The 26,938-nt window shown below is 51.4% G+C and carries 26 protein-coding genes and 1 pseudogene; 13 read left to right on the forward strand and 14 right to left on the reverse strand.

All coding sequences use genetic code 11. The features are described 5' to 3' along the window. Positions 1-375 precede the first annotated feature (375 nt). Positions 376-1,749: an SPI-2 type III secretion system effector kinase SteC gene (gene steC / locus ACLJTG_RS02875; RefSeq protein ID WP_079951414.1), complete on the reverse strand. Its 1,374-nt coding sequence runs from the start codon at positions 1,747-1,749 to the stop codon at positions 376-378. A gap of 34 nt (positions 1,750-1,783) precedes the next feature. On the opposite strand from steC, the gene ACLJTG_RS02880 reads away from it, so the two are divergent. The 9 genes and pseudogenes from ACLJTG_RS02880 (at position 1,784) to osmB (ending at position 10,360) form a co-directional block, all read left to right on the forward strand. Beyond that, the gene (locus tag ACLJTG_RS02880) at positions 1,784-1,963 is read left to right on the forward strand and encodes a hypothetical protein (RefSeq protein WP_001535215.1); all 180 of its coding nucleotides are present in this window, start codon (positions 1,784-1,786) and stop codon (positions 1,961-1,963) included. Continuing rightward, a complete protein-coding gene (locus tag ACLJTG_RS02885; RefSeq protein WP_010989025.1) occupies positions 1,938-2,237 on the forward strand; it encodes a hypothetical protein in 300 nt (99 codons plus the stop codon). The genes ACLJTG_RS02880 and ACLJTG_RS02885 overlap by 26 nt, the downstream gene beginning before the upstream one ends. A 117-nt stretch (positions 2,238-2,354) precedes the next feature. Then, the gene (gene fabI / locus ACLJTG_RS02890; protein WP_000506501.1) at positions 2,355-3,143 is read left to right on the forward strand and encodes an enoyl-ACP reductase FabI; all 789 of its coding nucleotides are present in this window, start codon (positions 2,355-2,357) and stop codon (positions 3,141-3,143) included. Between the two features lie 199 nt (positions 3,144-3,342). After that, positions 3,343-4,320 (forward strand): annotated as a pseudogene (locus tag ACLJTG_RS02895) (CMD domain-containing protein); the annotation flags it as partial. Positions 4,321-4,564: 244 nt separating this feature from the next. Further along, positions 4,565-6,499: an exoribonuclease II gene (locus tag ACLJTG_RS02900; protein ID WP_000485055.1), complete on the forward strand. Its 1,935-nt coding sequence runs from the start codon at positions 4,565-4,567 to the stop codon at positions 6,497-6,499. 261 nt (positions 6,500-6,760) lie between these two features. After that, positions 6,761-8,743: a cyclic di-GMP phosphodiesterase gene (gene pdeR / locus ACLJTG_RS02905; protein ID WP_023245456.1), complete on the forward strand. Its 1,983-nt coding sequence runs from the start codon at positions 6,761-6,763 to the stop codon at positions 8,741-8,743. A gap of 121 nt (positions 8,744-8,864) precedes the next feature. After that, positions 8,865-9,044 carry a hypothetical protein gene (locus ACLJTG_RS02910; RefSeq protein WP_001279854.1) on the forward strand — a complete coding sequence of 60 codons (180 nt, stop codon included), beginning with the start codon at positions 8,865-8,867 and terminating at the stop codon, positions 9,042-9,044. A gap of 86 nt (positions 9,045-9,130) precedes the next feature. Further along, positions 9,131-9,883 (forward strand): DNA-binding transcriptional regulator YciT, encoded by a 753-nt coding sequence (locus ACLJTG_RS02915; protein ID WP_079951548.1) that lies wholly within the window; start codon positions 9,131-9,133, stop codon positions 9,881-9,883. A 258-nt stretch (positions 9,884-10,141) separates the two neighbouring features. Continuing rightward, positions 10,142-10,360, forward strand: coding sequence for an osmotically-inducible lipoprotein OsmB (gene osmB, locus ACLJTG_RS02920; protein ID WP_000481166.1), 219 nt, complete (start codon positions 10,142-10,144; stop codon positions 10,358-10,360). A gap of 119 nt (positions 10,361-10,479) precedes the next feature. On the opposite strand, the gene yciH is transcribed toward osmB, so the two are convergent. The 5 genes from yciH to pgpB form a co-directional block, all read right to left on the reverse strand. Continuing rightward, positions 10,480-10,806 carry a stress response translation initiation inhibitor YciH gene (yciH, locus tag ACLJTG_RS02925; RefSeq protein WP_001285199.1) on the reverse strand — a complete coding sequence of 109 codons (327 nt, stop codon included), beginning with the start codon at positions 10,804-10,806 and terminating at the stop codon, positions 10,480-10,482. Then, positions 10,806-11,543 (reverse strand): orotidine-5'-phosphate decarboxylase, encoded by a 738-nt coding sequence (gene pyrF, locus ACLJTG_RS02930; RefSeq protein WP_001537903.1) that lies wholly within the window; start codon positions 11,541-11,543, stop codon positions 10,806-10,808. The genes yciH and pyrF overlap by 1 nt, the downstream gene beginning before the upstream one ends. A 190-nt stretch (positions 11,544-11,733) precedes the next feature. Further along, positions 11,734-12,903, reverse strand: coding sequence for a lipopolysaccharide assembly protein LapB (gene lapB, locus ACLJTG_RS02935; RefSeq protein ID WP_000891378.1), 1,170 nt, complete (start codon positions 12,901-12,903; stop codon positions 11,734-11,736). A gap of 6 nt (positions 12,904-12,909) precedes the next feature. Continuing rightward, positions 12,910-13,218, reverse strand: a complete 309-nt coding sequence (locus ACLJTG_RS02940) for a LapA family protein (RefSeq protein ID WP_000876301.1) — start codon at positions 13,216-13,218, stop codon at positions 12,910-12,912. Between the two features lie 149 nt (positions 13,219-13,367). Then, entirely contained in the window at positions 13,368-14,132 is a 765-nt protein-coding gene (gene pgpB / locus ACLJTG_RS02945) for a phosphatidylglycerophosphatase B (protein WP_000948651.1), read from the reverse strand. 195 nt (positions 14,133-14,327) lie between these two features. Between pgpB and ribA the strand changes: the two genes are divergently transcribed. Next, the gene (gene ribA, locus ACLJTG_RS02950) at positions 14,328-14,918 is read left to right on the forward strand and encodes a GTP cyclohydrolase II (protein ID WP_001176284.1); all 591 of its coding nucleotides are present in this window, start codon (positions 14,328-14,330) and stop codon (positions 14,916-14,918) included. A 55-nt stretch (positions 14,919-14,973) separates the two neighbouring features. On the opposite strand, the gene acnA is transcribed toward ribA, so the two are convergent. From acnA to topA, 6 genes are all read right to left on the reverse strand, one after another. Further along, positions 14,974-17,649 carry an aconitate hydratase AcnA gene (acnA, locus tag ACLJTG_RS02955; RefSeq protein WP_001540154.1) on the reverse strand — a complete coding sequence of 892 codons (2,676 nt, stop codon included), beginning with the start codon at positions 17,647-17,649 and terminating at the stop codon, positions 14,974-14,976. 182 nt (positions 17,650-17,831) lie between these two features. Beyond that, positions 17,832-17,924, reverse strand: coding sequence for a small membrane protein YmiC (gene ymiC, locus ACLJTG_RS02960; protein ID WP_223195386.1), 93 nt, complete (start codon positions 17,922-17,924; stop codon positions 17,832-17,834). 109 nt (positions 17,925-18,033) lie between these two features. Then, a complete protein-coding gene (locus ACLJTG_RS02965) occupies positions 18,034-18,204 on the reverse strand; it encodes a hypothetical protein (protein ID WP_000029027.1) in 171 nt (56 codons plus the stop codon). Continuing rightward, a complete protein-coding gene (locus tag ACLJTG_RS02970; RefSeq protein WP_213083417.1) occupies positions 18,205-18,345 on the reverse strand; it encodes a YmiA family putative membrane protein in 141 nt (46 codons plus the stop codon). A 280-nt stretch (positions 18,346-18,625) separates the two neighbouring features. Further along, the gene (cysB, locus tag ACLJTG_RS02975) at positions 18,626-19,600 is read right to left on the reverse strand and encodes an HTH-type transcriptional regulator CysB (RefSeq protein WP_000776231.1); all 975 of its coding nucleotides are present in this window, start codon (positions 19,598-19,600) and stop codon (positions 18,626-18,628) included. Between the two features lie 411 nt (positions 19,601-20,011). After that, a complete protein-coding gene (gene topA, locus ACLJTG_RS02980; RefSeq protein ID WP_079951547.1) occupies positions 20,012-22,609 on the reverse strand; it encodes a type I DNA topoisomerase in 2,598 nt (865 codons plus the stop codon). Between the two features lie 402 nt (positions 22,610-23,011). Between topA and ACLJTG_RS02985 the strand changes: the two genes are divergently transcribed. Next, positions 23,012-23,263 (forward strand): YciN family protein, encoded by a 252-nt coding sequence (locus ACLJTG_RS02985; protein WP_000548616.1) that lies wholly within the window; start codon positions 23,012-23,014, stop codon positions 23,261-23,263. 41 nt (positions 23,264-23,304) lie between these two features. On the opposite strand, the gene sohB is transcribed toward ACLJTG_RS02985, so the two are convergent. Next, positions 23,305-24,351, reverse strand: coding sequence for a protease SohB (gene sohB, locus ACLJTG_RS02990; RefSeq protein ID WP_000422082.1), 1,047 nt, complete (start codon positions 24,349-24,351; stop codon positions 23,305-23,307). Positions 24,352-24,588: 237 nt separating this feature from the next. Between sohB and ACLJTG_RS02995 the strand changes: the two genes are divergently transcribed. Both ACLJTG_RS02995 and cobO read left to right on the forward strand, forming a co-directional pair. Further along, complete coding sequence (locus tag ACLJTG_RS02995; RefSeq protein ID WP_079951546.1) at positions 24,589-25,350, forward strand: YciK family oxidoreductase; 762 nt, start codon at positions 24,589-24,591, stop codon at positions 25,348-25,350. Next, on the forward strand, positions 25,347-25,937 hold the full coding sequence (gene cobO / locus ACLJTG_RS03000) for a cob(I)yrinic acid a,c-diamide adenosyltransferase (RefSeq protein ID WP_001278856.1): 591 nt from the start codon (positions 25,347-25,349) through the stop codon (positions 25,935-25,937). The genes ACLJTG_RS02995 and cobO overlap by 4 nt, the downstream gene beginning before the upstream one ends. Before the next feature lie 86 nt (positions 25,938-26,023). Here cobO and rluB read toward each other — a convergent pair whose 3' ends face one another. Beyond that, positions 26,024-26,899 (reverse strand): 23S rRNA pseudouridine(2605) synthase RluB, encoded by an 876-nt coding sequence (gene rluB, locus ACLJTG_RS03005; RefSeq protein WP_001291233.1) that lies wholly within the window; start codon positions 26,897-26,899, stop codon positions 26,024-26,026. Positions 26,900-26,938 lie beyond the last annotated feature (39 nt).

Here is a 26,938-nt window from a genome sequence, read left to right on the forward strand (position 1 = left end):
AAAAAACAATATATGTTAACTTCATGATAACTTGCTAATTTTATGTTTTGAGAATGTTCTTCTATTGCTATAAGGAAATTTACATACTACGCCGAACAACGCTAATACGACGGCATGAGACCATCCGTAAAGCCAGGTTTTTCTTGTCAGGCAGAGGGGAAAAATCAAGGCGAGTTAATGGTGTTACACCATTGCGAGGCATTTCACCCACTATGGCAGCGCGGCATCGCCAACCCTAATGGCGAGTTGCATCTCCGCTGCAGGCTGTCCAGATCCCCCGAACGACCTTTAAACGAATAGCAACTCTCAATAATTGATCGGTAAATCTGTAGCGAATGAGCCCCGGCGATTCGCAGAAAAGAACGGAACTAAATGCTATTTTTTTAATTCATTCTTTAATACTTTAGCCACAAGAGTCCCCTCCTCAGGCGCGGCTAGTTTAAAACGTCTTCCTGGCGCAGGTGTCTGTTCTTCCTCTCCGATTAACGCATCAAGATCCGTAATAAGTGACTTATAATATTCAACATCTTCAGTATTTCCTTCGGTCTCGGCCCGCTTTAATTTTATCATGTGATGGGCCTTAATTTGCTCTTCCAGTTGCCTTGTTGCAAGAGAAACGCTTCGCTGTTGCCGTGATTCTTGTGACAACACGATTTGATCGCCATCCACAAAGAAAAGAACCCCCTCTTTAACCAGAATATTACCTAAGATATTTATATCATGCATATAAACCCCCCGGGATTTAAGAAGCGCCTCCGCCATTCGATAGTTATCTTCATCTTCAACATCGAACTCCTGACCTTCAATATATTTTGAAACTAAAACCGTAACGTCTTTACCATTAATATTCATGATGGCCGAACGAGAAAAATTCTTGTCGCCATTGGCCATATTCAAATACTTACTGACACGCTCAGGATGACAATTACGATGTTCCTGAGAGTTAACATCCACTTTTATTCCCCGCTCATTAACTGGAATCTTAACAACAAAGTCATCATGTAACCGATAGACTGTCCCATAACTTCCGCTACCTATTTTATTTTTTTCAATATCACGCATGCGAATATTTTTCTGAAACTCCGGCGAGTTAATAAACGCCTCTATTGCCGCTGGTTGTGATGCATCCGTCTGATCAATAGCGCCGCTCTCATAACCAGACGCCGTGGCGGGCGTGGTCAGGAAGTCTATCAAACGTTGCTCAAAAGCCTCATAGATTCCATTACTACCTGCCTCGCTCGGCGGTAGATTATCATTACCCAAAGCGGCAAGCGTAATTTCCCCGTTATTATAATTAAACATCGTTTCTTTTAAAAAATCGACGCAACGTTCAGAACACTCCGTCTCGGTCACTAATACTCCATCGTAAAACATCTGTAGTAGTAACATATTTTCTTGATGTGCTAATACCTCTACAGTGTATTTATCCATTGTTTCAGGTCTGGAGGCATCAATAAGTTTAATATATCCAAGAAGGGGGCGCCATCGTGTACAGTCTTCATCTCGCCTCGAAAATGGTCCTGGAGAGAAAGGCCCTTTAATATCGGGATGCTCTTTTTTTTGGCACAGTAGATTATAGATTTCTCTATAATCAGAAATTAAACTTCGCCTGGTAAATATATTCCTGAAAAAATCTATAAATTTCTCACACGTTGAAAAAACATGCTCTCTTTTATTATCGATGATATCTCTTAAATACCTTTCTGATATCTGGCAACTATGATTTCCGATATGAAATGTAAACGGCATATGTCTCATCCTCTGAAAATTTATTATAATACACATGCAAACATATAAAAACCTGGTTTGTAACTACTGTAATCACCTGATTTCCAAAATTTTTCATATTCAGTATTACTCTGCATCAATAAATAGAGAAAACCTTCAGCGCTTAAAAAAGAAATTATTTTTGTTAAGCATTTGCTGGTTAAAATTACATGTCCATAACATCGCTAATAGGTGAGGTAAACCATTTGGATGAATATTCAGGCTTCCTACAGAACCTTTATTTGTCTGGTGGAAAGCGCATCGCTATCGTACTTGCTATCCGTCCCGGTGTCTCTGGTTGGATGAGGCGAACCTTACACCAGCTGGTATACTGCACCGTAGGGCCTGTCCCATTAGACTCTTTGATTTGCCAGTTTGGCCCTGGGGAGTGCTCAAAATCCTCAGGGACTTCGTTACCGTGTGGTTTTAGAACGTCACCTGCCGGAGATAGCGGCGGAAAAATAGCGTGACACACGGGGCCAGGAGTGGGATATAATTTCAGACTAATTTCGAATAATGTTGAAAAGTTGCTGTTAACCATTGTTCGTAAAAGCAAAAAATAAGCAATGACTATAAGGATTAAAGCTATGGGTTTTCTTTCCGGTAAGCGCATTCTGGTCACTGGCGTGGCCAGTAAACTGTCCATCGCCTACGGTATCGCACAGGCGATGCACCGCGAAGGAGCTGAACTGGCGTTCACCTACCAGAACGACAAACTGAAAGGCCGCGTAGAAGAATTTGCTGCCCAGCTGGGTTCCAGCATCGTTTTACCGTGTGATGTCGCTGAAGATGCCAGCATTGACGCTATGTTTGCGGAGCTGGGTAACGTTTGGCCGAAATTTGACGGTTTCGTACACTCGATTGGTTTCGCGCCTGGCGATCAGCTGGACGGCGATTATGTTAATGCGGTTACCCGCGAAGGCTTTAAAATCGCTCACGATATTAGCTCTTACAGCTTTGTTGCCATGGCGAAAGCCTGCCGCACCATGCTGAATCCGGGTTCTGCGCTGTTGACCTTGTCTTATCTGGGAGCGGAGCGCGCCATCCCGAACTACAATGTCATGGGTCTGGCGAAAGCCTCTCTGGAAGCCAACGTGCGTTATATGGCAAATGCAATGGGGCCGGAAGGCGTTCGCGTCAACGCCATCTCTGCGGGTCCAATCCGCACGCTGGCGGCGTCCGGTATTAAAGACTTCCGTAAAATGCTGGCGCATTGTGAAGCCGTTACGCCAATTCGTCGCACCGTGACCATTGAAGATGTGGGTAACTCAGCGGCGTTTCTGTGTTCCGATCTCTCGGCAGGCATTTCTGGCGAAGTCGTCCATGTTGACGGCGGGTTCAGCATTGCGGCAATGAATGAACTGGAACTGAAGTAAGCGCATTAAGTTTATTAGCGGGCGGCACGGCTGTGCTGCCCCATTCCCCTCACTCACCGCTCATCTCGTTATATAGCGTTCTGATATTTGTTATCACCTAACAATCTTTCATCCCTTTCCCGCATACGCCAGGATAATCCAGCATAAACGATCCGACGCCGAATCATTATCGATCGCCATTTCATCCTCGGGAAACCCTATGGAACAATGCCGAAAAGCGGGTAAAAGCCACTGGTATCATGAAACACAATCCACTATGTCGTCACAACCCCCGCTTTCGCTGATGCCGGAAGCCGCGTATGTTAACGATCGTTTTTTACTGGATTTAACGGTAGCAGAAACCGCGTTGACGCCTTTTGAGTCATGGTTAAAGCCCGCTCGCCAGTTGGCGGATGTCTTATTTCCCCGCACGGTTCTCAACGACCGGCTTCATACGTTTAGCACCTATGAACGTATGAGCACCGCGCTGACCGCCGCTCAGGTATTTGGGGTTCAGCGTTTGTGCCGCCATTATGCCGCGCGTCTGGCGCCGCTACCTGGCCCTGACGCCTCAAGAGAGAGCAATCAACGGCTGGCGCAAATTACGCAATACGCTCGTCAGCTTGCCGGCTCCCCCTCCGTTATCAATACGCGAGCCCGCGAACAGCTTGCAGAGGTGGGATTAACCGCCCGGGATACCGTACTCATCAATCAGATCATTGGGTTTATCGGTTTTCAGGCGCGGGTAGCGGCGATATTTCAGGCGTTTTGCCGTCTGCCCGTGCGCGAACTGCCCGGCCAGGAGATGCAGCGCTTTGCCAGGGCCGCGCGGTTTCAAAACCCCCAGACGATATGGCGGCCCGCCGCCAGTCTGGTAGAATATCCTCCAGCCCATACCAAAGTTCGGCGGCAATATTCGTCTTCACAATGCCAAATGATGGCGCCGGTACTCATGCGCGATCCGTCTTCATTCGCGTTACTCGAACGCATACTGACCAGCACATTACACACTGCATCGCCCCCTTCTTTACTTCCACTTATCACGCTCCTCACATCACGTATCAACGGCAGCGCCGCCTGCTTTAACGAACAGGCAACCCAACCTGGCGCGTGGCGTCGCGCTGTCATCACGTTACGCCAGGAAGACGACGACATCGCTCGTTGGGAACTTGAGCCTGCGCTGACACAGGCGATACAATGGCTCACCAGAGCGCCCGATCGCTTTAGCGCCGCGCATTTTTTCCCGCTACTCACCAGGGGAGTTTCATCGGAGCAGGCCATTAATATGTTAGGCTGGTGCGGCGTGTGCGGATGGTTAAATCGTTTAAAAATCGCGTTGGGCGAAACCTATTAACTCATCCATTACTGAAAGAGCGCTTGCTGCGCCAGGCAGAATCGCGTAAAACTGTCAGCCGCTCTTTTGGCTACGAAAATAGACGAATATGTTTCAGGACAACCCGCTGCTAGCGCAGCTTAAACAGCAACTGCATTCCCAGACGCCGCGCGCTGAAGGGGTCGTAAAAGCCACGGAAAAAGGCTTTGGCTTCCTTGAGGTTGACGCGCAAAAAAGCTATTTCATTCCTCCGCCGCAGATGAAAAAAGTGATGCATGGCGATCGTATCGTCGCGGTCATCCACACGGAAAAAGAACGTGAGTCTGCCGAGCCGGAAGAACTGATCGAACCGTTCCTGACGCGTTTTGTGGGAAAAGTTCAGGGTAAAAATGACCGCCTGTCCATCGTGCCGGATCATCCGTTGCTGAAAGACGCGATTCCCTGCCGCGCCGCGCGCGGCGTTCAGCATGAGTTCAAAGAAGGTGACTGGGCGGTTGCCGAAATGCGCCGCCATCCGCTTAAAGGCGACCGTTCGTTTTACGCCGATTTAACGCAGTACATCACCTTTGCCGACGATCACTTTGTTCCCTGGTGGGTTACGCTTGCCCGCCACAACCTGGAAAAAGAAGCGCCGAACGGCGTAGCGACGGAGATGCTGGACGAAGGGCTGGAGCGCCAGGATCTGACCGCGCTGAATTTCGTCACTATCGATAGCGCCAGCACTGAAGATATGGATGACGCGCTTTATGCTGAGGAATTAGCGGACGGCAGACTCCAGCTTACGGTGGCTATCGCCGATCCTACCGCCTGGATTGCCGAAGGCAGTAAGCTGGATAACACAGCGAAAATTCGCGCCTTCACCAACTACCTGCCGGGCTTCAATATTCCTATGCTGCCGCGTGAGCTGTCTGACGATCTGTGTTCGCTGCGCGCCAACGAAGTGCGTCCGGCGCTCGCCTGTCGCATGATAATCGCCGCGGACGGCACCATTGACGATGATATCGCCTTTTTTGCGGCCACCATCGAATCGAAGGCCAAGCTGGCGTACGACAATGTCTCCGACTGGCTGGAAAATAACGGCACCTGGCAGCCGGATAACGAAGGCATTGCCCAGCAGATTCGTCTGTTGCACCGTATTTGTCTAAGCCGCAGTGAGTGGCGTCATCATCATGCGTTAGTTTTTAAAGACCGCCCGGATTACCGCTTTGTGCTTGGCGAAAAAGGCGAAGTACTGGATATTGTGGCGGAACCGCGCCGTATCGCTAACCGTATCGTAGAAGAGTCGATGATCGCCGCTAACCTTTGCGCCGCGCGCGTACTGCGCGATAAGCTCGGTTTCGGTATTTACAACGTACATACGGGCTTCGATCCCGCGAATGCCGACGCGCTGGCCGCGCTGCTGAAAACGCATGGTCTGCATGTCGATGCCGAAGAGGTGCTGACGCTGGAAGGCTTCTGTAAACTGCGTCGCGAACTGGATGCGCAGCCCTCCGGTTTCCTTGACAGCCGCATTCGTCGCTTCCAGTCTTTTGCGGAAATCAGCACCGAGCCGGGGCCGCATTTCGGTCTTGGTCTTGAGGCTTATGCCACCTGGACCTCTCCCATCCGTAAGTATGGCGATATGATTAACCATCGCCTGCTGAAAGCGGTCATCAAGGGGGAGGCTATTGCGCGTCCGCAGGAAGATATCACCCAGCAAATGGCGGAACGCCGTCGCCTGAACCGCATGGCGGAGCGCGATGTCGGCGACTGGTTATATGCACGCTTCCTTAACGATAAGGCGGGGACAAATACCCGTTTCGCGGCAGAAATTATTGACGTCAGCCGCGGTGGTATGCGTGTGCGACTGGTCGATAACGGCGCTATCGCCTTTATCCCTGCCCCGTTCCTGCACGCCGTTCGCGATGAACTGGTATGCAGCCAGGAAAACGGTACGGTACAGATTAAAGGTGAGACGGTTTATAAAGTGACGGATGTCATTGATGTCACTATTGCGGAAGTTCGCATGGAAACCCGCAGCATTATTGCCCGACCGGCAGCGTAACCACGCTTAGCTCGCTCAACGGCCTTTGCTGAGAAGGCAAAGGCCGTTTCTTTTCTTCTTCTCCCTTCCGTCATGCTCTAAGTTTAATCTTATTCAAGCGCCCCATTTCTTGTTATTTTTAGCTGGCGACTATGCTTTTTCCAGAATCTGGATTACATATGAATACATAGATAAAACAATACGTTCAGCCATAATTACCCTTATTTATAACATGGCTAACCTTTCTTTTCGGGCACCTGGCGCTTAAATGGGATGGTACGCATGATGAAACAGATTCAGGAACAAACGGCGCTAAATCCCCTTCACTCTCACTGGCGTCTGGCTGATGACCGCAACGTGCTGTATCTCTCCCCGACAGGTGAAACGGATGCAGAAAAAACGGTTGAGCTATCGCCGGAGCAAGCCGGGCGTATCCGGGAAATAACGGCGATTACGTCCAGTCTGCTGATAACGTTGTTGATAGAAAAACAGGTTACCGCTGTGCACCTGGTAGGCCGTAAGATTAATAACCGTGAATGGGCTGGCAGCCTGGCAACCTGGCCTGATACGCCTGCCGTCGCGCCAACGCAGGCGCAGGAACTCTCTTTTGCCGAGCAAATCGTATCAGAAGCCAACTCAGTCATTGCGATACTGGATAGTCGGGGAAAAATCTGTCGATTTAATCGGTTATGCGAAGAGTACACGGGCTTAAAAGAGCGAGATGTAATTGGTCAAAGCGTCTTTAAATTATTTATGAGTCGCCGGGAGGCGGTTGCCTCCCGGCACTACATTGAGAATTTTTTTCGCAATGGCAATGCCTATGAAATCGAACGCTGGATAAAGACTCGTAAAGGCCAACGCCTGTTCTTATTTCGTAATAAATTTGTCCATAACGGTAGCGGAAAAAACGAAATTTTCCTGATCTGCGCAGGCACGGATATCACCGAAGAAAGGCGGACTCAGGAGCGTTTACGCATACTGGCGAATACAGACACCGTCACCGGCCTGCCCAATCGCAATGCTATTCATGAATTTATTAATCATGCTATTGCCTCGGCTGGCGAGTCGCAGGTGGGTATCGTTTATCTCGATCTGGATAACTTCAAGAAAATTAATGACGCCTATGGGCATATGTTTGGCGATCAGCTCTTACAGGCCGTTTCGCTGGCGCTGTTGAGTTGTCTGGAGGAAGATCAATTGCTGGCCAGACTGGGGGGAGATGAATTCATTGTCCTCGCTGCCCATACGTCTCAGGCCGCGCTGGAAGCAGTAGCCTCACGAATCCTTACCCGGCTGCGGCAACCGTTTCGCATTGGACTCATTGAAGTTTACACGGGATGCGCCATTGGCATTTCGTTGGCCCCCCGGCACGGACAGGACAGCGAAAGTCTCATTCGCACTGCCGACACCGCAATGTATAACGCCAAAGAAGGCGGCCGCGGTCAGTTCTGCGTTTTTTCGCCGGAAATGAATCAGCGCGTATTTGACTATCACTGGCTGGATACAAACCTGCGAAAAGCGCTGGAAAACGACCAGTTACTTATTCACTATCAGCCCAAAATTACCTGGCGCGGCGAAGTACGTAGCCTGGAAGCGCTGGTACGCTGGCAATCGCCGGAACGCGGATTAATTCCGCCGCTGGAGTTCATCTCATACGCCGAAGAGTCAGGACTCATCGTCCCGCTGGGCCGCTGGGTGATTCTGGATGTAGTTCGCCAGATTGCGAAATGGCGCGATAAGGGGATTAACTTGCGCGTAGCCGTTAACTTTTCGGCGCGACAACTGGCCGACCAGACGCTTTTTACTGCGCTTAAACAGGCTTTGTACGATCTGAATTTTGAGTATTGCCCAATCGATGTCGAGCTAACGGAAAGCTGCCTGATCGAAAACGACACGCTGGCGCTATCGGTTATCCAGCAATTTAGTCAGCTCGGCGCCCAGATTCATCTGGATGATTTTGGCACAGGGTATTCTTCGCTTTCTCAACTCGCCCGGTTCCCTATTGATGCCGTTAAACTGGATCAGGCTTTCGTCAGAGATATCCATAAGCAACCGCTGTCGCAATCTCTGGTTAGGGCGATTGTCGCGGTGGCTCAGGCGCTAAATTTACAAGTGATTGCCGAAGGTGTAGAAAATGCTAAAGAAGATGCCTTCCTGACAAAAAACGGCGTCAATGAACGACAGGGCTTTTTATTCGCCAAACCTATGCCCGCCGTTTCTTTTGAACGCTGGTACAAACGTTATCAGACGAAAAAAATGCGTTAATGGCGACGATAATAGGGAGAACAGCCTGTGCAGACAGGCATAGCCCTATTTTTCCCTTCTCTTTTCAGATTAATTTCTGCATCATGAATTGAAACCTTTTCTGACATTAAGGATGACAAACATGTCTGATATCGAAGCACAACGAATTGCCGCACGCATTGATACCGTGCTGGATATCCTTGTTGCTGGCGATTACCACTCGGCCATCAATAACCTTGAAATATTGAGAGCAGAGCTGTTAGATCAGGTTAAAGACGGTATCTCGCCATCCCAGGCTCCCGGGTCGCCCTGGGAAATCTGATAGCGATTATTTGTCCGGGATGGCCGTTAGCCCTTCCCGGCTCTCTGACTGTCTGTTGACTCCTCTTAACGTATAAAATTAATACTATGAACTCCCGACAACAATCAATTTTGCAAATGGTGGTTGATAAAGGCCAGATGAGCGTTGCTGAACTGGCGAAAATTACCGGCGTATCTGAAGTCACGATTCGTCAGGATCTGAATACCCTGGAAAAACAGAGCTATTTACGCCGTGCGCACGGTTTCGCCGTTTCGCTTGAGAGCGATGACGTAGAGACTCGCATGATGACGAACTACACGCTAAAACGCCGACTGGCGGAGTTCGCCGCCTCGCTGGTCAGTCCAGGGGAATCCGTTTTTATTGAAAATGGCAGCAGCAATGCGCTATTGGCCCGGACGCTGGCGGAACAAAAAGATGTCACGATCATCACCGTGAGCAGTTATATCGCGCATCTGCTCAAAGAAACCCCTTGCGAAGTCATTCTCCTCGGTGGAATCTATCAGAAAAAAAGTGAAAGCATGGTAGGGCCGTTGACGCGACAGTTTATCCATCAAGTGCATTTCAGCAAAGCATTTATCGGTATTGATGGCTGGCAGGCTGATACCGGCTTTACCGGACGCGATATGATGCGATCGGATGTGGTTAACGCTGTTCTGGAAAAAGGCTCAGAAGCGATTGTCCTCACCGACAGCTCCAAATTTGGCTATGTGCACCCCTATCCCCTGGGCCCGCTCTCTCGCTTCCATCGTGTCATTACGGATTCCAGAATTTCCGCCAGCGATCAAATGCAGTTAGAGCATGCAGGGCTGCTAGTCAATGTTATTGGCTCATCCGTTTAAAATATTTCCCGATGGTTTGCCCTATGGCAAATCATCCTCTCTCTAAGACTTTTCTGACATCCCAATTAAGACTATTTACCTGTTGTAACGAGCGTAACGTCGTAAAATTAATATTAGCGAAATAACAGGAAGTGACTATCACCTGCGTGATATACCCCTGCGCAATCAGGTTTTACGGAAAATCTCTTAACAGGTTTTATTTTAACTATAGTTATAGTGAGCTTAATTCCGTGAATCGTTAATTCAGGAGAGAGTATTATGTTTATGACGAGCAAAAAAATGGCCGCTGCAGTGCTGGCAATCACCGTAGCAATGTCTCTGAGCGCCTGCTCAAACTGGTCCAAGCGCGATCGCAACACGGCTATTGGCGCAGGTGCGGGGGCGTTAGGCGGCGCAGTGTTAACGGACGGCAGTACATTAGGCACCCTGGGCGGCGCGGCGGTCGGCGGCGTGATTGGTCACCAGGTTGGAAAATAATCCAGACGTTTAAATATTGAACGGCTCAAAATAATACGTTTATTCTTTTCAGGTCTGGATTACAAAAATAGACAAAGTTGACTTTTACGCCACGGTAATTTACAACCGTGGCGTTTTCATTAGCCGCCAGCTAATTTTACTTTCATTCCTTTAGCTTCCAGCAATGATTTTATCAAGTCGCGTTTATCACCCTGAATTTCAATAATCCCTTCTTTTACTGCCCCGCCACAGCCGCATTTTTTCTTCAGTTCAGCCGCCAGTTTGGTTAATTCCGCATCATTCATCTCGATACCGGTAATCAAACATACGCCTTTACCCTTACGGCCACTGGTTTGACGCTGAATGCGAACGATACCATCCCCTTTGGGACGAACCGGCGCCGTTTTAGGTTCTTCAATGCGCCCCGTCTGTGTTGAATAAACCAGACGACTATTGGAATCGCTCATTATGCCTCCCGTTTCAGTGACGCGTTAATATCCTTCAGCGTTTGCGCCGGATCTACCGATTGCGTAACCGGGCGGCCAATCACCATATAGTCGACGCCGGCGGATAATGCCTGTTCGGGCGTCATAATGCGTCGCTGGTCGCCTGCCTCGCTGCCTGCGGGCCGAATGCCCGGCGTCACCAGCTTAAATGCAGCGCCAAAGGCCTGTTTAAATCTGACAGCTTCCTGAGCGGAACAGACCACGCCATCCAGCCCGCATTGCTGCGTCAGGCGCGCCAGCCGCTCCGCATGTTCCGCCGGTGACAACGTCACGCCCAGATCGCGCAGATCGCTGGTTTCCATACTGGTCAACACGGTCACGGCAATGAGCAACGGCGCATCTTTACCGAATGGCGCCAGCGCGTCGCGCGCTGCGGCCATCATTCTCGCCCCGCCAGACGCGTGAACGTTTACCATCCAGACGCCCAGGTCTGCCGCTGCGGCGACTGCCCGGGCCGTGGTGTTGGGAATATCATGAAATTTTAGATCAAGAAAGACATCAAACCCACGTTGCTGGAGATCCCGAACGAGCTGTGGACCAAACAGCGTGAACATCTCTTTGCCCACTTTTAAGCGACAATCGCGAGGATCGATTTTATCGACAAACGCCAGGGCTTTATCGCGTTCATGGTAATCCAACGCCACAACGACAGGCGATTCAGTAATAGCGCAGGAAGAAGATGAAGCAGTAAACGTCATGACCAGACCTTCTTGATGATGGGCACCGGAAGTGGCGCAAATTGGATAAACGGCGTGCATTCTACCTGCGGCGCAGGGAAATTAACAGGTTCGATTGACAACCTGATAAGCCCTGGCCGCCGATGCCAGCGTCGTTTCTAGCTTTACGTCATCAAGTATGTTGTAACTAAATTGAAGCTTTTTTTATATACTACTGCCCATCAAGTCCGCGAATAGGTTTAATGGTCGACCATGCCCGGCAGGACGGACAGTGCCAGTACAAGGTATAGGCGGTAAAACCGCATTTCTGACAACGATACCGCGGTTTACTGCGCACCTGCTCGCCAACCATATCACGCAGTACCATCAGGCTTTCTTTCGCTCGCCCTTCTTCCGCCTCGTTGAGATGGTAATCCATCAGCTTATGGAACACCCGCATGGTAGGATGTCGCTGTAGCTGACGCGTGATATAGACTTGAGCTGCGTCACTACCTTCACGTGCTTCCAGAATATCGGCAAGCATTAACTCAGCGCCAGCACCGGTATTCTCCTCAACGGCGCGACGTAAAAACTCCGCCCACTCGGCATTTTTACCGAGCTGTTGATAACAGGTTTGCAGCATCTCCAGCGTTTCGCTGACCAGCTCTTTATCCTGAACGATCACACGTTGCAGGCTTTCGACCGCTTTGGCGTAATCCCCTCTCGCCATATAAACGCGCCCCATCATGATAGACACCCGGGCGCTATTTTTATCTGCGGCGGCACCTTTTTTCAGCAACGCCATCGCGCGATCCATGTCGTCGTTGCCCATCTGCTGTAACGCTAACTCACAGTAAAAATGGGCGATTTCGATACGCTGTTTATCTTTGCCCAGTTTCACCAGCCGTTCTGCTACTTCGATCGCCTTTTGCCAGTCGCTGGTTAGCTGATAGATTTGCAAGAGCTGCTGTAACGCGCCTACGCGAAATTCCGTTTCGTCGGTAAGTTGGTTAAACATATCTTCCGCGCGGTCATATAAACCGGCGGCCATATAGTCGCGCCCCAGTTGCTGAACAGCCAGTAAACGCTGTTCATAGGTCAATGAAGCGCTTTCCATGAGCGTTTGATGAATACGAATGGCGCGATCGACTTCGCCGCGAGAGCGAAACAAATTACCGAGAGTGAGATGAGCCTCAACGGTGCCGGTATCCTCTTTAAGCATATCGAGGAACAGATCCACCGCTTTATCTTGTTGGTTACTCAGCAGGAAGTTAACCCCTGCGACATAATCGCGCGACAGGCGGTTAGCTTCATCCTGTTTTGTTTGTTGCGCACTTCTGCGACCCATATACCACCCATAGGCAGCGGCTACAGGCAACAGCAGAAATAACAACTCCAACATAAATGATTATTCCTTTACAACCGACGAATCGGCAGGGACCGCAACGTCGGTTGCTGGCGAGAGCTTGTTTTCCAGTCGTTTAATTTTACGTTCAGCGCGGGCAAGGGAAACGCGGACCCGCAGCCAGAACAGGCCGCAAATCAGCCAGCCAATCGCAAAACCGACGGCGAACAGCACAGCAAGCAACGTGGAGATACGATACTCCCCTTGCGCCAGCAGGTAGTTAAACGTCACCTGTTGATCATTCTGCGCGCCCAGCGTCACCGAAATAACAAAAATCGCCAATACCAGTAAGAAAATGAGTAAATATTTCACATTACTTCCCGTTATGTGGTTTGCGCGAATAAATCGTGTCCAACTTACCGCATCCAGCTTTCTAAATTACCATTTTCCCGCCTCGCGCGAAATGGAAATGCGCCCACCATCAGATGATTTAAGGGCAATAGTCAGAAAATCAACCGTTGTCAGCTTTCCTGCTCGCGTTCAGCAATTTCTTGCGCTTCTTCGCGAGGCGGCATAAGCGGCCCGCAAATTCGCTGCGCCAGCCAGGTCGCCAGGGTAACTAATAGCCAGGAGATGAGCGTGGCGACCACTAAATCTCGCGGCCAGTGCATTCCCAGAAGCAAACGGCTGCCCATTACACCGGTTGCCCAGACTAACAAAAACGCGATGGTGAAAGTCCGTCTGCGCGGCCATAACAGACCCACGGCCAAAAGCGCCCAGCTCGCTGCAAACATGGTGTGTCCGGAGGGAAACGCAAAGCCCGTCTCTTTTTGCCAGTGCTGACGCAGGAAAACGGGGATGTTCTGTTGCCCGGCCAACTGCTCTTTCACTAAATGTCCGCGTTCTGTACGCTTTAAAGTGTAGAACTCATCGACGGGAATATGGTGCGTTTTTTCAAGCCAGACCACAAATGGCCGCGGCTCCTGTACGCGCTCCTTTACCCATGACTTCACACCCTGCCCGACGATAATCGCCCCGCCGAGGATCGCAAACAGCATAATGGCGGCGCGCAGGCGAAATCGCAGGCACCATAAGAACCATCCACAAAGAATCACATGCGTGATAACGCCCCAGGGTTTGGTCACGGTTTCCGTTATCCAGAATAGCGTTTTTAGCCACCAGACCTGATGTCCTGGCTGCCACTGCCAGCCTGATACCCATACGGCAAGCGGCATGATAAGCAACAGGGCGGCGCCTGCCGCGGTGCGCCTCGCAATTGAAAGCATGGATGCTCCTTTTATAAGTAAGTATCACAATCATAACTGAAAATTCTCGCCGGACTGGAAAATTGACAAATTTGTGCCATTCCTGAGCAATTACGTGGTAGTGATTAGGTGATGACCGCTGCCTTATGGCAAAATAGCGGGATACAGGCCAACAGGCGACGACACCGCAGGCGTCAGCATAATCTGGAGAAATACATGCAGCTTAAACGTGTGGCAGAAGCCAAACTGCCAACCCCATTGGGTGACTTTCTGATGGTGGGATTTGAAGAACTGGCAACCGGACACGACCATGCCGCGCTGGTTTTTGGCGATATTTCAGGTAAAACGCCAGTACTGGCTCGCGTTCATTCCGAATGTCTTACCGGGGACGCGCTTTTTAGTCTGCGCTGTGACTGTGGTTTTCAACTGGAAGCCGCGCTGACGCATATTGCGGAAGAAGGACGCGGTATTCTGATTTACCACCGTCAGGAAGGCCGCAATATCGGCCTGCTTAATAAAATTCGCGCTTATGCGTTACAGGATCAAGGCTATGACACGGTGGAGGCCAATCATCAGCTCGGCTTTGCCGCCGATGAGCGTGATTTCACCCTGTGCGCGGATATGTTCAAATTACTCGGCGTGGATGAAGTTCGCCTGCTGACCAATAATCCGAAGAAAGTCGAAATACTGACCGAGGCGGGAATTAATATCGTGGAACGCGTTCCGCTCATTGTGGGTCGTAATCCAAATAATGAGCATTATCTCGATACTAAAGCGGCCAAAATGGGCCACCTGCTAAGCAAGTAAGCCACCGGTATTAAAGCGCGGGCCTGCCTGTTTACGGCAGGCCCGATAAACGGCTTTAGTTCAGCATATTTCTAATGACATAGTGCAAGATGCCGTCATTCTGGTAGTAAGTCAGCTCGGTGGCGGTATCAATGCGACAGCGGCAAGGCACCGTTTCTTTGCTGCCGTCCGATCTCGTTAACGTCACCGGAATGGTCGCGCCAGGGCGCAGGTTTTGCAGATCCGCGATATCAATCACCTCTTCCCCGGTCAGTCCCAGCGTTTTACGCGTTACGCCCTGTGGAAACTCCAGCGGCAGGATCCCCATCCCAATCAGGTTTGAGCGGTGGATACGTTCGAACGACTCGGCGATCACCACGCGAATACCTAACAGCCGCGGACCTTTTGCTGCCCAGTCACGGCTCGATCCCGACCCATACTCTTTCCCGGCAATTACCGCCAGCGGCGTTTTTTCCTGCTGGTAGAGCATCGCAGCATCATAAATCGACATCGCTTCCGTACCCGGTAAATGCCGCGTCATGCCACCTTCGACGCCGGGCAGCATTTCGTTGCGAATACGAATATTGGCGAACGTACCGCGCATCATCACTTCATGGTTGCCGCGCCGTGATCCATAGGAGTTAAAATCCTTCCGCTCAACGCCGTGGTTTTGCAGATAGCGTCCGGCGGGACTGTCCGGCTTGATACTGCCGGCCGGAGAAATATGGTCGGTCGTTACCGAATCCCCCAGCATCGCCAGGATACGCGCGCCGTGGATATCTTTGACGGGAGCAGGCTGGGCCTGCATTTCATCAAAGAAAGGCGACAGGCGGATATAGGTTGAATCCGACTGCCAGCCGTAGGTATCGGACGATTCAACCTGAATCGATTTCCATTCTTCCGTGCCCTCAAACACTTCCGCATACTCTTTACGGAACATATCTGATGATACCAGTTCAACGGCGCGAGCAATTTCCTGCGCCGAAGGCCAGATATCCTTCAGGTATACCGGATCGCCTTTACGATCGTACCCCAGAGGGTCTGTCGCGAGGTTAACATTCATGTTTCCGGCCAGCGCATACGCGACCACCAGCGGCGGCGACGCCAGCCAGTTCGTTTTCACCAGCGGATGGATACGCCCTTCAAAATTTCGGTTACCGGAAAGCACGGCCCCTACCGTCAGATCGCCTTTTTTAATCGCGGTCTCAATAGGCTCCGGCAACGGACCGGAGTTCCCGATACAGGTCGTACAGCCATAACCGACCAGGTTAAAACCGAGTTCATCCAGATAAGGCGTAAGTTTGGCCTGCGCCAGATAGTCAGATACCACTTTTGACCCCGGCGCCAGAGAAGCCTTGACCCACGGTTGACGCTTCAACCCCAGAGTTACTGCTTTTTTCGCCAGTAATCCCGCCGCCATCAGCACGCTGGGGTTCGAGGTATTCGTACAGGAGGTGATGGCGGCAATGACGACAGCGCCATCAGGAAGCTGATATGGCTGTCCGTTCATCGTATAGTCAACCGGCTGGCGATCTCTTTGCGCGGTATTCAGCTCCAGCTCGGCGCTGGCGGCAAAGGCTTTCGGCACATCGCCTAACGCCACGCGATCCTGCGGGCGTTTCGGCCCGGCCAGACTGGCTTCGACATCGCCCATATCCAGTTCCAGCGTACTGGTAAATACCGGTTCGTCTCCGGGATTGCGCCACATTCCCTGCGCCTTCGCGTAGGCTTCAACCAGCTCGACCAGATCGTCGCTACGTCCGCTTAATCGCATATATTCCAGGGTGATGGCGTCAATAGGGAAGAAACCACAGGTGGCGCCATATTCCGGCGACATATTAGCGATGGTCGCGCGATCCGCCAACGGCAGCGAATCCAGACCATCACCATAAAATTCAACAAATTTACCCACGACGCCATGCTTACGCAGCATTTGCGTGACGGTTAGCACCAGGTCAGTGGCGGTGATCCCCTCCCGAAGTTTACCGGTTAACTTAAAGCCGACGACATCCGGGATAAGCATCGACACGGGCTGACCAAGCATCGCCGCTTCCGCTTCGATACCGCCCACGCCCCACCCCAATACGCCCAGACCATTAATCATGGTCGTATGGGAGTCAGTCCCCACCAGCGAGTCCGGGTAAGCAATCCACTCCCCGTCCTGTAATTCGCTCCAGACGGCTTTACCCAGGTATTCCAGGTTAACCTGATGGCAAATGCCGGTTCCGGGCGGCACCACGCTGAAACGGCTGAATGCCTGCTTTCCCCATTTCAGGAACATATAACGCTCATGGTTACGTTCCATTTCCAGCCGCACGTTTTCTTCAAACGCATCGTCATCGCCGAAATGATCGACCGTCACAGAGTGGTCAATAACCAGATCAACCGGCGATAACGGGTTCACTTTCGACGTATCGCCGCCGAGGCGTTTAACGGCTTCACGCATCGCCGCCAGGTCGACAACGGCAGGCACGCCGGTAAAATCCTGCATCAGGACACGGGCGGGCCGCCAGGCAATTTCACGATCGGCATGGGCATTTTTAAGCCAACCGGCCAGCGCCTGAATATCTTCATCAGTCACAGATTCGCCGTCCTGCCAGCGCAACAGGTTTTCCAGTAACACTTTAAGTGATTTGGGCAAACGGGCGATATCGCCCAGGGATTTGGCAGCCAGCGGCAGACTGTAGTAATGATACGTTTTATCTTTGGCCTGCAATGTATCCTTACTGGCTTCTCGTAGGGTTGACGACATAGCTCCTCCTTAAATGACAGGGTTGCGTTACCCTGATTCTCCACAGGGTTGTATTAAAGATAACACAAACAAAATGTAACGTTTTGATAACAACCCAAATTGCTAAAAGAGGAGAAACCTAACAGGCGAGGAGCGAAGATGAAAAAGCCCGATAAATAACGCATTATCGGGCTTTGACGAGATTAGACGGCAATCCAGATTAACTCGACCCAGAACAGTAGCGATAATATAAACGCGCCAGTCCATGACCAATACTTTATATTTAACGTTAACATAGGCGACACCAACTGTGTTTAATCAATACTGAGAGGCGCTCAGCACACGGTTGCTGCGGTGTAATAAGACAGCGTTAATAAAACAATAACGCCAATAAAAAGACGGATATTATTTTTGTGACACCTCATCAGCAAAAGCATCAATAAATGCCCGCTGCTGCGGTGTGAGCGTCCAGTGTTGCGGAACAGACCGAAAAACGGTCGTATCCGGGGTGTTATCATCGTCACCAGATTGAATCGGGGGCGCGACCACGCGCTCGCGTTCCGACGTAATGCTCACTTAGCCCCACCAATGCCAGATAACAAGCGCTACCACTACCCAGAACAACGCAGAACCCACAAAAACCGCCAGCCATGCTTTACGTTTGAGCTCAGGGTCGCGGCGCGGTTCCTGGTTTTCAGAAGGCATTACTAACCTCATGCTATCGGTATCACTTATCATTTCAGCACCAAACAATCGGTACAATTAATCATCAGATGAGACAAATCCTAAATAAACTTTAGTCAAAAATCCAGTCAATTTACGAATCGTTGCCAGTGAATAAATCAATCTTTTGACTCAAGATAACTATTTGGAAAAAGAAACTGGCGGGACGGGTAATTCAACACTATTTTGCTGATCATTACCCGTAATACTTCGAGGGATATTGCAAAAGGCGGCTTTGTCTGCCATGCCACTACGACACAAACCCACGGTGATATTACTTTTCAGGCAGCTTTATATCCTGAAACATCGCTTCAATTTCTTCATTAGAACGCAACGCCACCGCCGTATCCACCACATCACGCGTCAGATGTGGCGCAAAACGCTGGATAAAATCATACATATAGCTGCGTAAAAAAGTACTACGGCGAAAACCAATTTTTGTGGTGCTGTGGCTAAAAATATCGTGCGCGTCAATCCGCACTAAATCAGGATCGGTAAGCGGATCGACCGCCATGCTGGCAATGACGCCAACGCCCAGCCCCAACCTGACATACGTTTTAATCACATCCGCATCGGTTGCAGTAAAGACGATCCGCGGCGTTAACCCTGCGCGATTAAAAGCGGTATCCAGTTCGGAACGCCCGGTAAAGCCGAAGGTATACGTCACCAGCGGATACTGCGCCAGCGCTTCGATCGTTATGGAAGACGTTGCCGCCAATGGATGATCCGGCGTCACCACTATCGAACGGTTCCAGTGATAGCATGGCAACATCACCAGATCGTCATATAAATGCAGCGCTTCCGTGGCAATCGCGAAATCGGCGTTCCCTTTCGATACCGCTTCCGCAATCTGCGTTGGCGACCCCTGGTGCATATGCAGCGAAACGCGCGGGTAACGCTCGATGAAGCCTTTAATCACGCCTGGCAATGCGTAACGCGCCTGAGTATGGGTAGTGGCAATATAGAGCGAGCCTTTATCCGGCCAGGTGTGCTCGCCGGCGACCGACTTAATGGCATCGACTTTGGAAAGCACCTCACGCGCAATACGAATAATCTCCTGACCTGCGGGCGTCACCTGAGTCAGATGCTTACCACTGCGGGCGAAAATCTGGATGCCAAGCTCATCTTCCAGCATCCTAACCTGCTTGCTGATCCCCGGCTGGGAAGTATACAACCCCTCAGCGGTAGAGGAGACGTTAAGGTTATGATTAACCACTTCAACAATGTAACGAAGCTGCTGCAATTTCATAATACATCATCCAGATTAGCGCCATCAGGCCATCGTTTATCTGCAGACATCATTGGGCTGCTAATACGATTTAATAATAAAAAAGATGTTAACTATAACCACTATATCATTTATATCTGAACTGTATAGCCAGCGCGATAAAATAATAAGCCCGCTATACCCAAAATAATTCGAGTTGCTTAAAGGCGGCAAGGGAGTGAGTTCCCAGGAGCATAGATAACGATGTGACTGGGGTGAGCGACAAATCAGCCGGGAGCAGATTTGAACGTCGCGTGCGACGGCCCGTCAGGGCGAGGCCCATAGATGGGCCGAGTAATCCGTAGCCAACACATAAGCCACTTGAAATATGAAGGGGATATAAAAAAGGGCCGCTTACGCGGCCCGCTTGACTACAGTGGCGACAGGCCGGGGTTATTTCTTGCCTTCAACCCACTTGCCGTCGACGAAGAACGCTGACCATCCCGTCGCCTTCCCGTCTTTTTCCGCCGCAACGTACTGCTGTTTTGTTTTGCGGCTAAAGCGAACAACGGTTTTATTACCTTCCGGGTCCTGCTGCGGCGCATCCGCCAGATAACGCAGTTTTTCCGGCAGGCGATCACGGAACCGGTATAGCTCCTCGACTAATGGCGCGCGCGTTTCGCGTGATTTCGGGAACGTATTGGCCGCCAGGAATATCCCTGCGGCGCCATCGCGCAGCACAAAGTACGCGTCCGATTTTTCACACGGCAGTTCCGGTAATGGAACAGGATCTTCCTTCGGCGGCGCAACTTCGCCGTTACGCAAGATCTTACGGGTATTTTTACATTCGTCGTTAGTACAGGCCATGTACTTACCAAAACGCCCCATTTTCAGGTGCATTTCGGAACCACATTTCTCACACTCAACGATCGGGCCGTCATACCCTTTGATGCGGAACTCGCCTTCTTCAATCTCGTAGCCGTCACAGGTCGGGTTATTACCACACACATGCAATTTACGCTTCGGATCGATCAGATAGCTGTCCATCGCCGTACCGCACTTCTGACAGCGACGCTTGGCGCGCAGGGCGTTGGTTTCGGCGTCGTCGCCCTCCAGCACGTTCAGAACTTCATTTTCCGGCACCAGGTTAATGGTCGTTTTACAACGCTCTTTCGGCGAAAGCGCATAACCTGAACACCCAAGGAAAACTCCCGTACTGGCAGTACGAATTCCCATTTTACGGCCACAGGTTGGACAGTCGATGCTGGTCAGCACCATCTGGTTAGGACGCATCCCCCCTTCTTCCGGATCTTTCTCGGCTTTATCGAGCTGCTGAGTAAAATCGCTGAAGAAGTTATCCAGTACCGCTTTCCACTCGGCCTGGTGATTCGCAACCTGATCCAGACTATCTTCCATCTGCGCGGTAAAATCGTAGTTCATCAATTCGCGGAAGTTTTCTTCCAGCCGGTCGGTGACGATTTCACCCATTTTTTCCGCATAGAAGCGACGGTTTTCAACGCGAACATAGCCGCGCTCCTGAATGGTCGAGATAATCGACGCATAGGTAGACGGACGACCAATACCGCGCTTCTCAAGCTCTTTAACCAGAGAAGCCTCGCTAAACCGGGCTGGCGGTTTAGTAAAGTGCTGAGCAGGCGTCAATTCAAGTAGCGTCAGAGCATCGCCCTTATTCACGGCAGGTAATGTACGATCTTCATCGCCTTTACGCAGCGCCGGCATCACTTTTGTCCAGCCGTCAAAGCGCAAAATACGCCCACGCGCTTTCAGACGGAATTCGCCTGCGCCAACGGTAAGCGTAGTAGAGTCATATTGTGCTGGCGTCATCTGACAGGCGACAAACTGACGCCAAATTAGTTGATACAACTTCTGCGCGTCAGCCTCCATGTCTTTCAGCGATTCCGCCATGACTGCAACGTCGGAAGGACGGATCGCTTCGTGCGCTTCCTGAGAGTTTTCTTTACTGGCGTACTGGTTCGGGTTATCCGGCAGGTATTTCTTGCCGAAATTATCGCCAATATAACCGCGCACCATGTTGACCGCATCCTGACTCAGGTTGGTGGAGTCTGTACGCATATAGGTGATGTAGCCCGCCTCATACAGACGCTGCGCCATCATCATGGTTTTCTTCACGCCAAAGCCCAGCCGGGTGCTGGCCGCCTGTTGTAGCGTGGAAGTGATAAACGGCGCGCCAGGTTTGCTGCTGGTCGGTTTATCTTCACGCTCCAGTACGCTATAGCGCGCTTTTTCCAACAAGCTGACGGCGGCAAGCGTCTGCTCGCGATTTACCGGACGGAATGGCTTGTCGTTCTGATGCGTGACCTGTAGCGGTAGCGCCTCGCCAGACGGCGTCGTCGTATTGGCGTCAATTTCCCAGAACTCTTCCGGAACAAACGCTTTAATCTCGCGCTCGCGTTCAACGACCAGACGGACCGCGACAGACTGAACGCGACCTGCCGACAAACCACGGGCGATCTTTTTCCACAGCAGCGGCGAGACCATATAGCCTACCACGCGGTCCATAAAGCGGCGCGCTTGCTGGGCGTTGACCCTGTTAATGTTCAGCTCGCCCGGCTGTTCAAACGCCTGGCGAATGGCATTTTTGGTTATTTCGTTAAAGACTACGCGGCTGTAGCGCGCGTCATCGCCGCCGATCACTTCCCGCAGGTGCCATGCAATGGCTTCCCCTTCGCGGTCAAGGTCGGTTGCGAGATAGATGTGGTCGGCTTTTTCCGCCAACTGTTTCAGTTCAGAGACGACCTTCTCTTTACCGGGCAGCACTTCATAGTGCGCATCCCAGTTGTGCCACGGGTCAACCCCCATACGGTTGACGAGAGCGCCACGTTCATCCTTTTTGGGCTTTTTAGCCGTTTTGGTGGAGGTAGAGTCGGCGCTCTTTTTAGCTGCTGAGCCACTGGTCGGCAAATCACGGATATGACCCACGCTGGATTTCACCACGTAGTCATTACCCAGATACTTGTTGATCGTTTTGGCTTTTGCCGGGGACTCAACGATGACAAGAGCTTTACCCATATTCACCTTTACCTAAGTTGATTCTTCCAGGAATGCGTCGCACGTTGATTCACCTTCCACTGGCGACGAGACAACGATATATGGTCTCTGCGTCTGCGGATATCAACCCCTTGTACTGGCTTTGTGTACGAAATGTAACCCTCAGGTGACTGAGTTAACAGGCTTTTTTGCACACACGCGCTATAGCACGACGGAATTTTGGTCGAATGTCAAGCAATTCTGTTGCCAGATTGACGAAAGCGTCACACTGTACCTGATAAAATTCGATACGCAACTTTATTAGCATGCAAAAACAAATCTTGCCAGTGAACGCAACATGACAAATCCATCAATTTCCTGTGAGAATATTTGCCCATCAGAAGTGCTCAGCGTAGACTAATCTCCTTGTTTAAGGAGTAAAAAATGCATAAAGAGACGCAACCTATCGATCGCGAAACACTGTTGCTTGAAGCCAACAAAATTATTCGGGAACATGAAGACACGATGGCAGGTATTGTCGCCACCGGCGTAACGCAGAGAAATGGCGTGCTGGTTTTCAGCGGCGATTACTTTTTAGACGAGCAAGGGTTACCGACCCCTAAAAGCACCGCGGTGTTTAACATGTTTAAACACCTGGCGCATGTGCTGTCTGAGAAGTATCACCTGGTTGATTAATCCATGCCGGATGGCGCTGAATGCCATCCGGCAATAGCGGTTTACATCAACGGCTTTTGTCCACGCTGCCACCAGCGCAGCAGCAGCCGATCCGCGCTTTCCGCCGCGCTGCCGGTAACACGATCGATCAGTTTTTTACGCTGCATATAGCGCACATTCAGCACCTCGCGCCCTTCCATCAGGCCGAGGATAACCTCATCGCTGGTGTTAATCTCATCAACCAGTCCCTTCTCCAGCGCCTGCTGACCGTACCAGTGTTCGCCCGTGGCGACCTGTTCAATGTCCAGAGCCGGACGCATCCGCTGCACAAACTCTTTGAACAGATGGTGCGTTTCGTTGAGATCTTCACGAAACTTCTGCCGCCCTTCTTCCGTATTCTCGCCTAACAAAGTCAGGGTACGTTTGTACTGCCCTGCGGTATGCAGTTCAATATCAATGTCTTTACTTTTGAGAAAGCGGTTAAAGTTCGGGATTTGCGCGACAACACCAATTGACCCCACAATAGCAAACGGCGCCGCGATAATTTTTTCCGCCACGCAGGCCATCATGTAGCCTCCGCTTGCCGCGACTTTATCCACCGTCACGGTCAGCGGAATATTTTTATCGCGCAGGCGCTGCAATTGCGATGCCGCCAGGCCATAGCCGTGCACAACGCCACCGGGGCTTTCCAGACGCACAACCGCCCGATCGCCGGGTTTCGCCACTGCCAGCACCGCCGTGACCTCTTCGCGTAACGCATTAACTTCGTGAGCGTCCATACTGCCTTTGAAATCTATCACCCATACGCGCGGTTTGTCCGATGTCGCAATGTCCCCCAGCTTCGCTTTTGCTTTGGCGGCTTTCGCCTCCTGCTTATGCTTTTTTTTCTGCGCTTTATGCCACAGTTTTTGCTGATGGCCATCCATCAACGCCGCAGCAAGGTCATCCTTCATCTCCTGATACTGCTCGCTCAAATTGGTCACGCGCAGCTCGCCGCGCTGACGTTTGCGTTGCGTAGCATTCACGATCAGCAGCACAATGACGGCAATGGCCACCACAACGGTGACGATTTTTGCCAAAAATAAGCCATATTCAGACAACAATTCCACGACTCCCACCTTGATTAAATAACGCGACTTGCGCTCAGTGTACAACAGGCATCGAAGTCAGTCTCTCTTCATCCGTATGCCTGTTGAGGAAGAAAAAGTATGACAAGACGTTCATTTTACGGCGTTATCGCCCCTGTCTGATTGAAAAAAAAGGCGCTTTCAGGCATAAACCCGAAAAGTTAACGCGAAGATAAGACAACCTGGCAGGACGGTGCACCACACCGTTGAGGAGTAGCCATGCATTACCAACCGAAACAAGATCTATTGCAAAACCGCATTATTCTGGTCACTGGCGCCAGCGATGGCATTGGGCGGGAAGCCGCGCTTACGTATGCGCGTTACGGCGCAACGGTGATTCTGCTGGGACGCAACGAAGAGAAACTGCGTCGGGTCGCGCAGCACATTGCTGACGAGCAACATGTTCAACCACAGTGGTTTACGCTCGATCTGCTGACCTGCACCGCTGAAGAGTGCCGGCAAGTGGCCGACCGCATCGCCGCGCAATATCCCCGCCTGGATGGCGTCCTGCACAATGCCGGGTTACTGGGGGAAATCGGCCCAATGAGCGAACAAGATCCGCAGATCTGGCAGGATGTCATGCAGGTAAACGTTAACGCCACCTTTATGCTCACCCAGGCGCTGTTACCGTTATTATTGAAGTCCGATGCCGGCTCGCTGGTCTTTACGTCATCAAGCGTTGGCCGCCAGGGACGCGCCAACTGGGGCGCCTATGCCACCTCGAAGTTTGCTACTGAAGGAATGATGCAGGTGCTGGCGGACGAATACCAGAACCGTTCTCTGCGTGTTAACTGCATTAACCCGGGCGGCACGCGCACCAGTATGCGCGCCAGCGCCTTTCCGACGGAAGATCCACAGAAATTAAAAACGCCTGCCGATATTATGCCGCTTTACCTGTGGCTTATGGGCGACGACAGTCGCCGTAAAACCGGTATGACCTTTGACGCCCAACCGGGCCGTAAACCAGGAATCGCCCAATGAGTGATGAACGTTATCAGCAGCGCCAGCAGAAGGTAAAAGATCGGGTTGACGCCCGTGTCGCCCAGGCACAGGAAGAGCGCGGTATTATTATCGTGTTTACTGGCAATGGTAAGGGCAAAACCACGGCGGCTTTCGGGACTGCCGCCCGCGCCGTAGGACACGGTAAAAACGTAGGCGTGGTGCAATTTATTAAGGGCACCTGGCCCAACGGCGAGCGTAATCTGCTGGAACCGCATGGCGTCGAATTTCAGGTGATGGCAACGGGATTTACCTGGGAGACGCAAAATCGCGAGGCAGACACTGCAGCATGTATGGCCGTTTGGCAGCATGGGAAACGGATGCTGGCCGATCCGCTGCTTGATATGGTGGTACTGGATGAGCTGACCTATATGGTGGCGTATGACTATTTGCCGCTGGAAGAGGTCATAAGCGCGCTAAACGCGCGCCCTGGTCACCAGACGGTGATTATTACAGGTCGCGGCTGTCACCGGGATATTCTTGATCTTGCGGATACCGTCAGCGAACTGCGTCCGGTTAAACATGCTTTCGACGCGGGCGTAAAAGCCCAGATGGGAATTGATTATTAACCGTAGGCCGGATTAAGGCGTTTGCGCCGCCATCCGGCACAAACCCTCTTGTCTGATGATTCTCGGCCTATAGACCGCGGTAGAGATTACCCGTTGTTATTACGCCCACCGGAGCGGCGTCCGCCAGCTATCTGGCTGTGGCGTTTTACCGCCCGACGGATCTGGTTCGCTTTCATACGACGACGGTCTTTTTCGACGGCAACCTTCGACGAGGTTTCCGGCGGGAGCTCTACCAGACCACGCAGATAGTTCGTTTGCGCGAGGTCGAGCTCAGTCCAGCCGCCGCGCGGCAGGCCTTTCGGCAGCGGGATATCGCCGTAACGAACGCGGATCAGACGGCTGACCTGAACGCCTACCGCTTCCCACAGTCGGCGAACTTCGCGGTTGCGCCCTTCCGTCAGCGTCACGTTGTACCACTGGTTAATGCCTTCGCCGCCGCTGAATTTAATGGTCTTAAATGCCGCCGGGCCATCTTCCAACTGTACGCCACGGCTTAAATCACGCAGTTTCGATTCATCCACCTGACCGAACACGCGCACGGCATATTCACGTTCAACTTCACGACTAGGGTGCATCAGGCGGTTCGCCAGTTCACCGTCGGTGGTAAATAACAATAGCCCGCAGGTGTTGACATCCAGACGTCCTACCGCAATCCACCGCGCGCCGCGCAGTTTCGGTAAGCGATCAAAAACGGTTGGTCGCCCTTCAGGGTCATTGCGGGTACACAGTTCACCTTCTGGTTTGTAATAGGCCAGAACGCGGCAAATTTGTTCCGCCGACTCTTTCACCGAAATCAGGTGACCGTCAATACGGATTTTCAAACCGGGAGTGACTTCAACACGATCGCCAAGCGTGGCGATTTTACCGTCAACGCTGACACGTCCCGCTTCAATAATGGATTCGATTTCACGGCGAGAGCCGTGGCCAGCGCGCGCCAGCACTTTTTGTAACTTTTCGCTCATAGAGCTTCCTTCAGGTGTCGCCTTCACAGGCGTCGAACA

The organism is Salmonella sp. SAL00672 (assembly GCF_046552175.1).
Classification (GTDB): Bacteria; Pseudomonadota; Gammaproteobacteria; order Enterobacterales; family Enterobacteriaceae; genus Salmonella; species Salmonella enterica.

Coding starts and splice junctions, on each gene's coding strand:
- cobO (WP_001278856.1), top strand. CDS start 25,347: ATGAGTGATGAACGTTATCAGCAGCGCCAGCAGAAGGTAAAAGATCGG.
- ACLJTG_RS02880 (WP_001535215.1), top strand. CDS start 1,784: ATGCAAACATATAAAAACCTGGTTTGTAACTACTGTAATCACCTGATT.
- cysB (WP_000776231.1), bottom strand. CDS start 19,600: ATGAAATTGCAGCAGCTTCGTTACATTGTTGAAGTGGTTAATCATAAC.
- ACLJTG_RS02910 (WP_001279854.1), top strand. CDS start 8,865: ATGTCTGATATCGAAGCACAACGAATTGCCGCACGCATTGATACCGTG.
- ACLJTG_RS02885 (WP_010989025.1), top strand. CDS start 1,938: ATGTCCATAACATCGCTAATAGGTGAGGTAAACCATTTGGATGAATAT.
- ACLJTG_RS02915 (WP_079951548.1), top strand. CDS start 9,131: ATGAACTCCCGACAACAATCAATTTTGCAAATGGTGGTTGATAAAGGC.
- steC (WP_079951414.1), bottom strand. CDS start 1,749: ATGCCGTTTACATTTCATATCGGAAATCATAGTTGCCAGATATCAGAA.
- lapB (WP_000891378.1), bottom strand. CDS start 12,903: ATGTTGGAGTTGTTATTTCTGCTGTTGCCTGTAGCCGCTGCCTATGGG.
- osmB (WP_000481166.1), top strand. CDS start 10,142: ATGTTTATGACGAGCAAAAAAATGGCCGCTGCAGTGCTGGCAATCACC.
- acnA (WP_001540154.1), bottom strand. CDS start 17,649: ATGTCGTCAACCCTACGAGAAGCCAGTAAGGATACATTGCAGGCCAAA.
- pdeR (WP_023245456.1), top strand. CDS start 6,761: ATGATGAAACAGATTCAGGAACAAACGGCGCTAAATCCCCTTCACTCT.
- ACLJTG_RS02995 (WP_079951546.1), top strand. CDS start 24,589: ATGCATTACCAACCGAAACAAGATCTATTGCAAAACCGCATTATTCTG.
- ACLJTG_RS02970 (WP_213083417.1), bottom strand. CDS start 18,345: ATGAGGTTAGTAATGCCTTCTGAAAACCAGGAACCGCGCCGCGACCCT.
- fabI (WP_000506501.1), top strand. CDS start 2,355: ATGGGTTTTCTTTCCGGTAAGCGCATTCTGGTCACTGGCGTGGCCAGT.
- ribA (WP_001176284.1), top strand. CDS start 14,328: ATGCAGCTTAAACGTGTGGCAGAAGCCAAACTGCCAACCCCATTGGGT.
- ACLJTG_RS02900 (WP_000485055.1), top strand. CDS start 4,565: ATGTTTCAGGACAACCCGCTGCTAGCGCAGCTTAAACAGCAACTGCAT.
- pyrF (WP_001537903.1), bottom strand. CDS start 11,543: ATGACGTTTACTGCTTCATCTTCTTCCTGCGCTATTACTGAATCGCCT.
- yciH (WP_001285199.1), bottom strand. CDS start 10,806: ATGAGCGATTCCAATAGTCGTCTGGTTTATTCAACACAGACGGGGCGC.
- rluB (WP_001291233.1), bottom strand. CDS start 26,899: ATGAGCGAAAAGTTACAAAAAGTGCTGGCGCGCGCTGGCCACGGCTCT.
- ymiC (WP_223195386.1), bottom strand. CDS start 17,924: ATGTTAACGTTAAATATAAAGTATTGGTCATGGACTGGCGCGTTTATA.
- topA (WP_079951547.1), bottom strand. CDS start 22,609: ATGGGTAAAGCTCTTGTCATCGTTGAGTCCCCGGCAAAAGCCAAAACG.
- ACLJTG_RS02985 (WP_000548616.1), top strand. CDS start 23,012: ATGCATAAAGAGACGCAACCTATCGATCGCGAAACACTGTTGCTTGAA.
- pgpB (WP_000948651.1), bottom strand. CDS start 14,132: ATGCTTTCAATTGCGAGGCGCACCGCGGCAGGCGCCGCCCTGTTGCTT.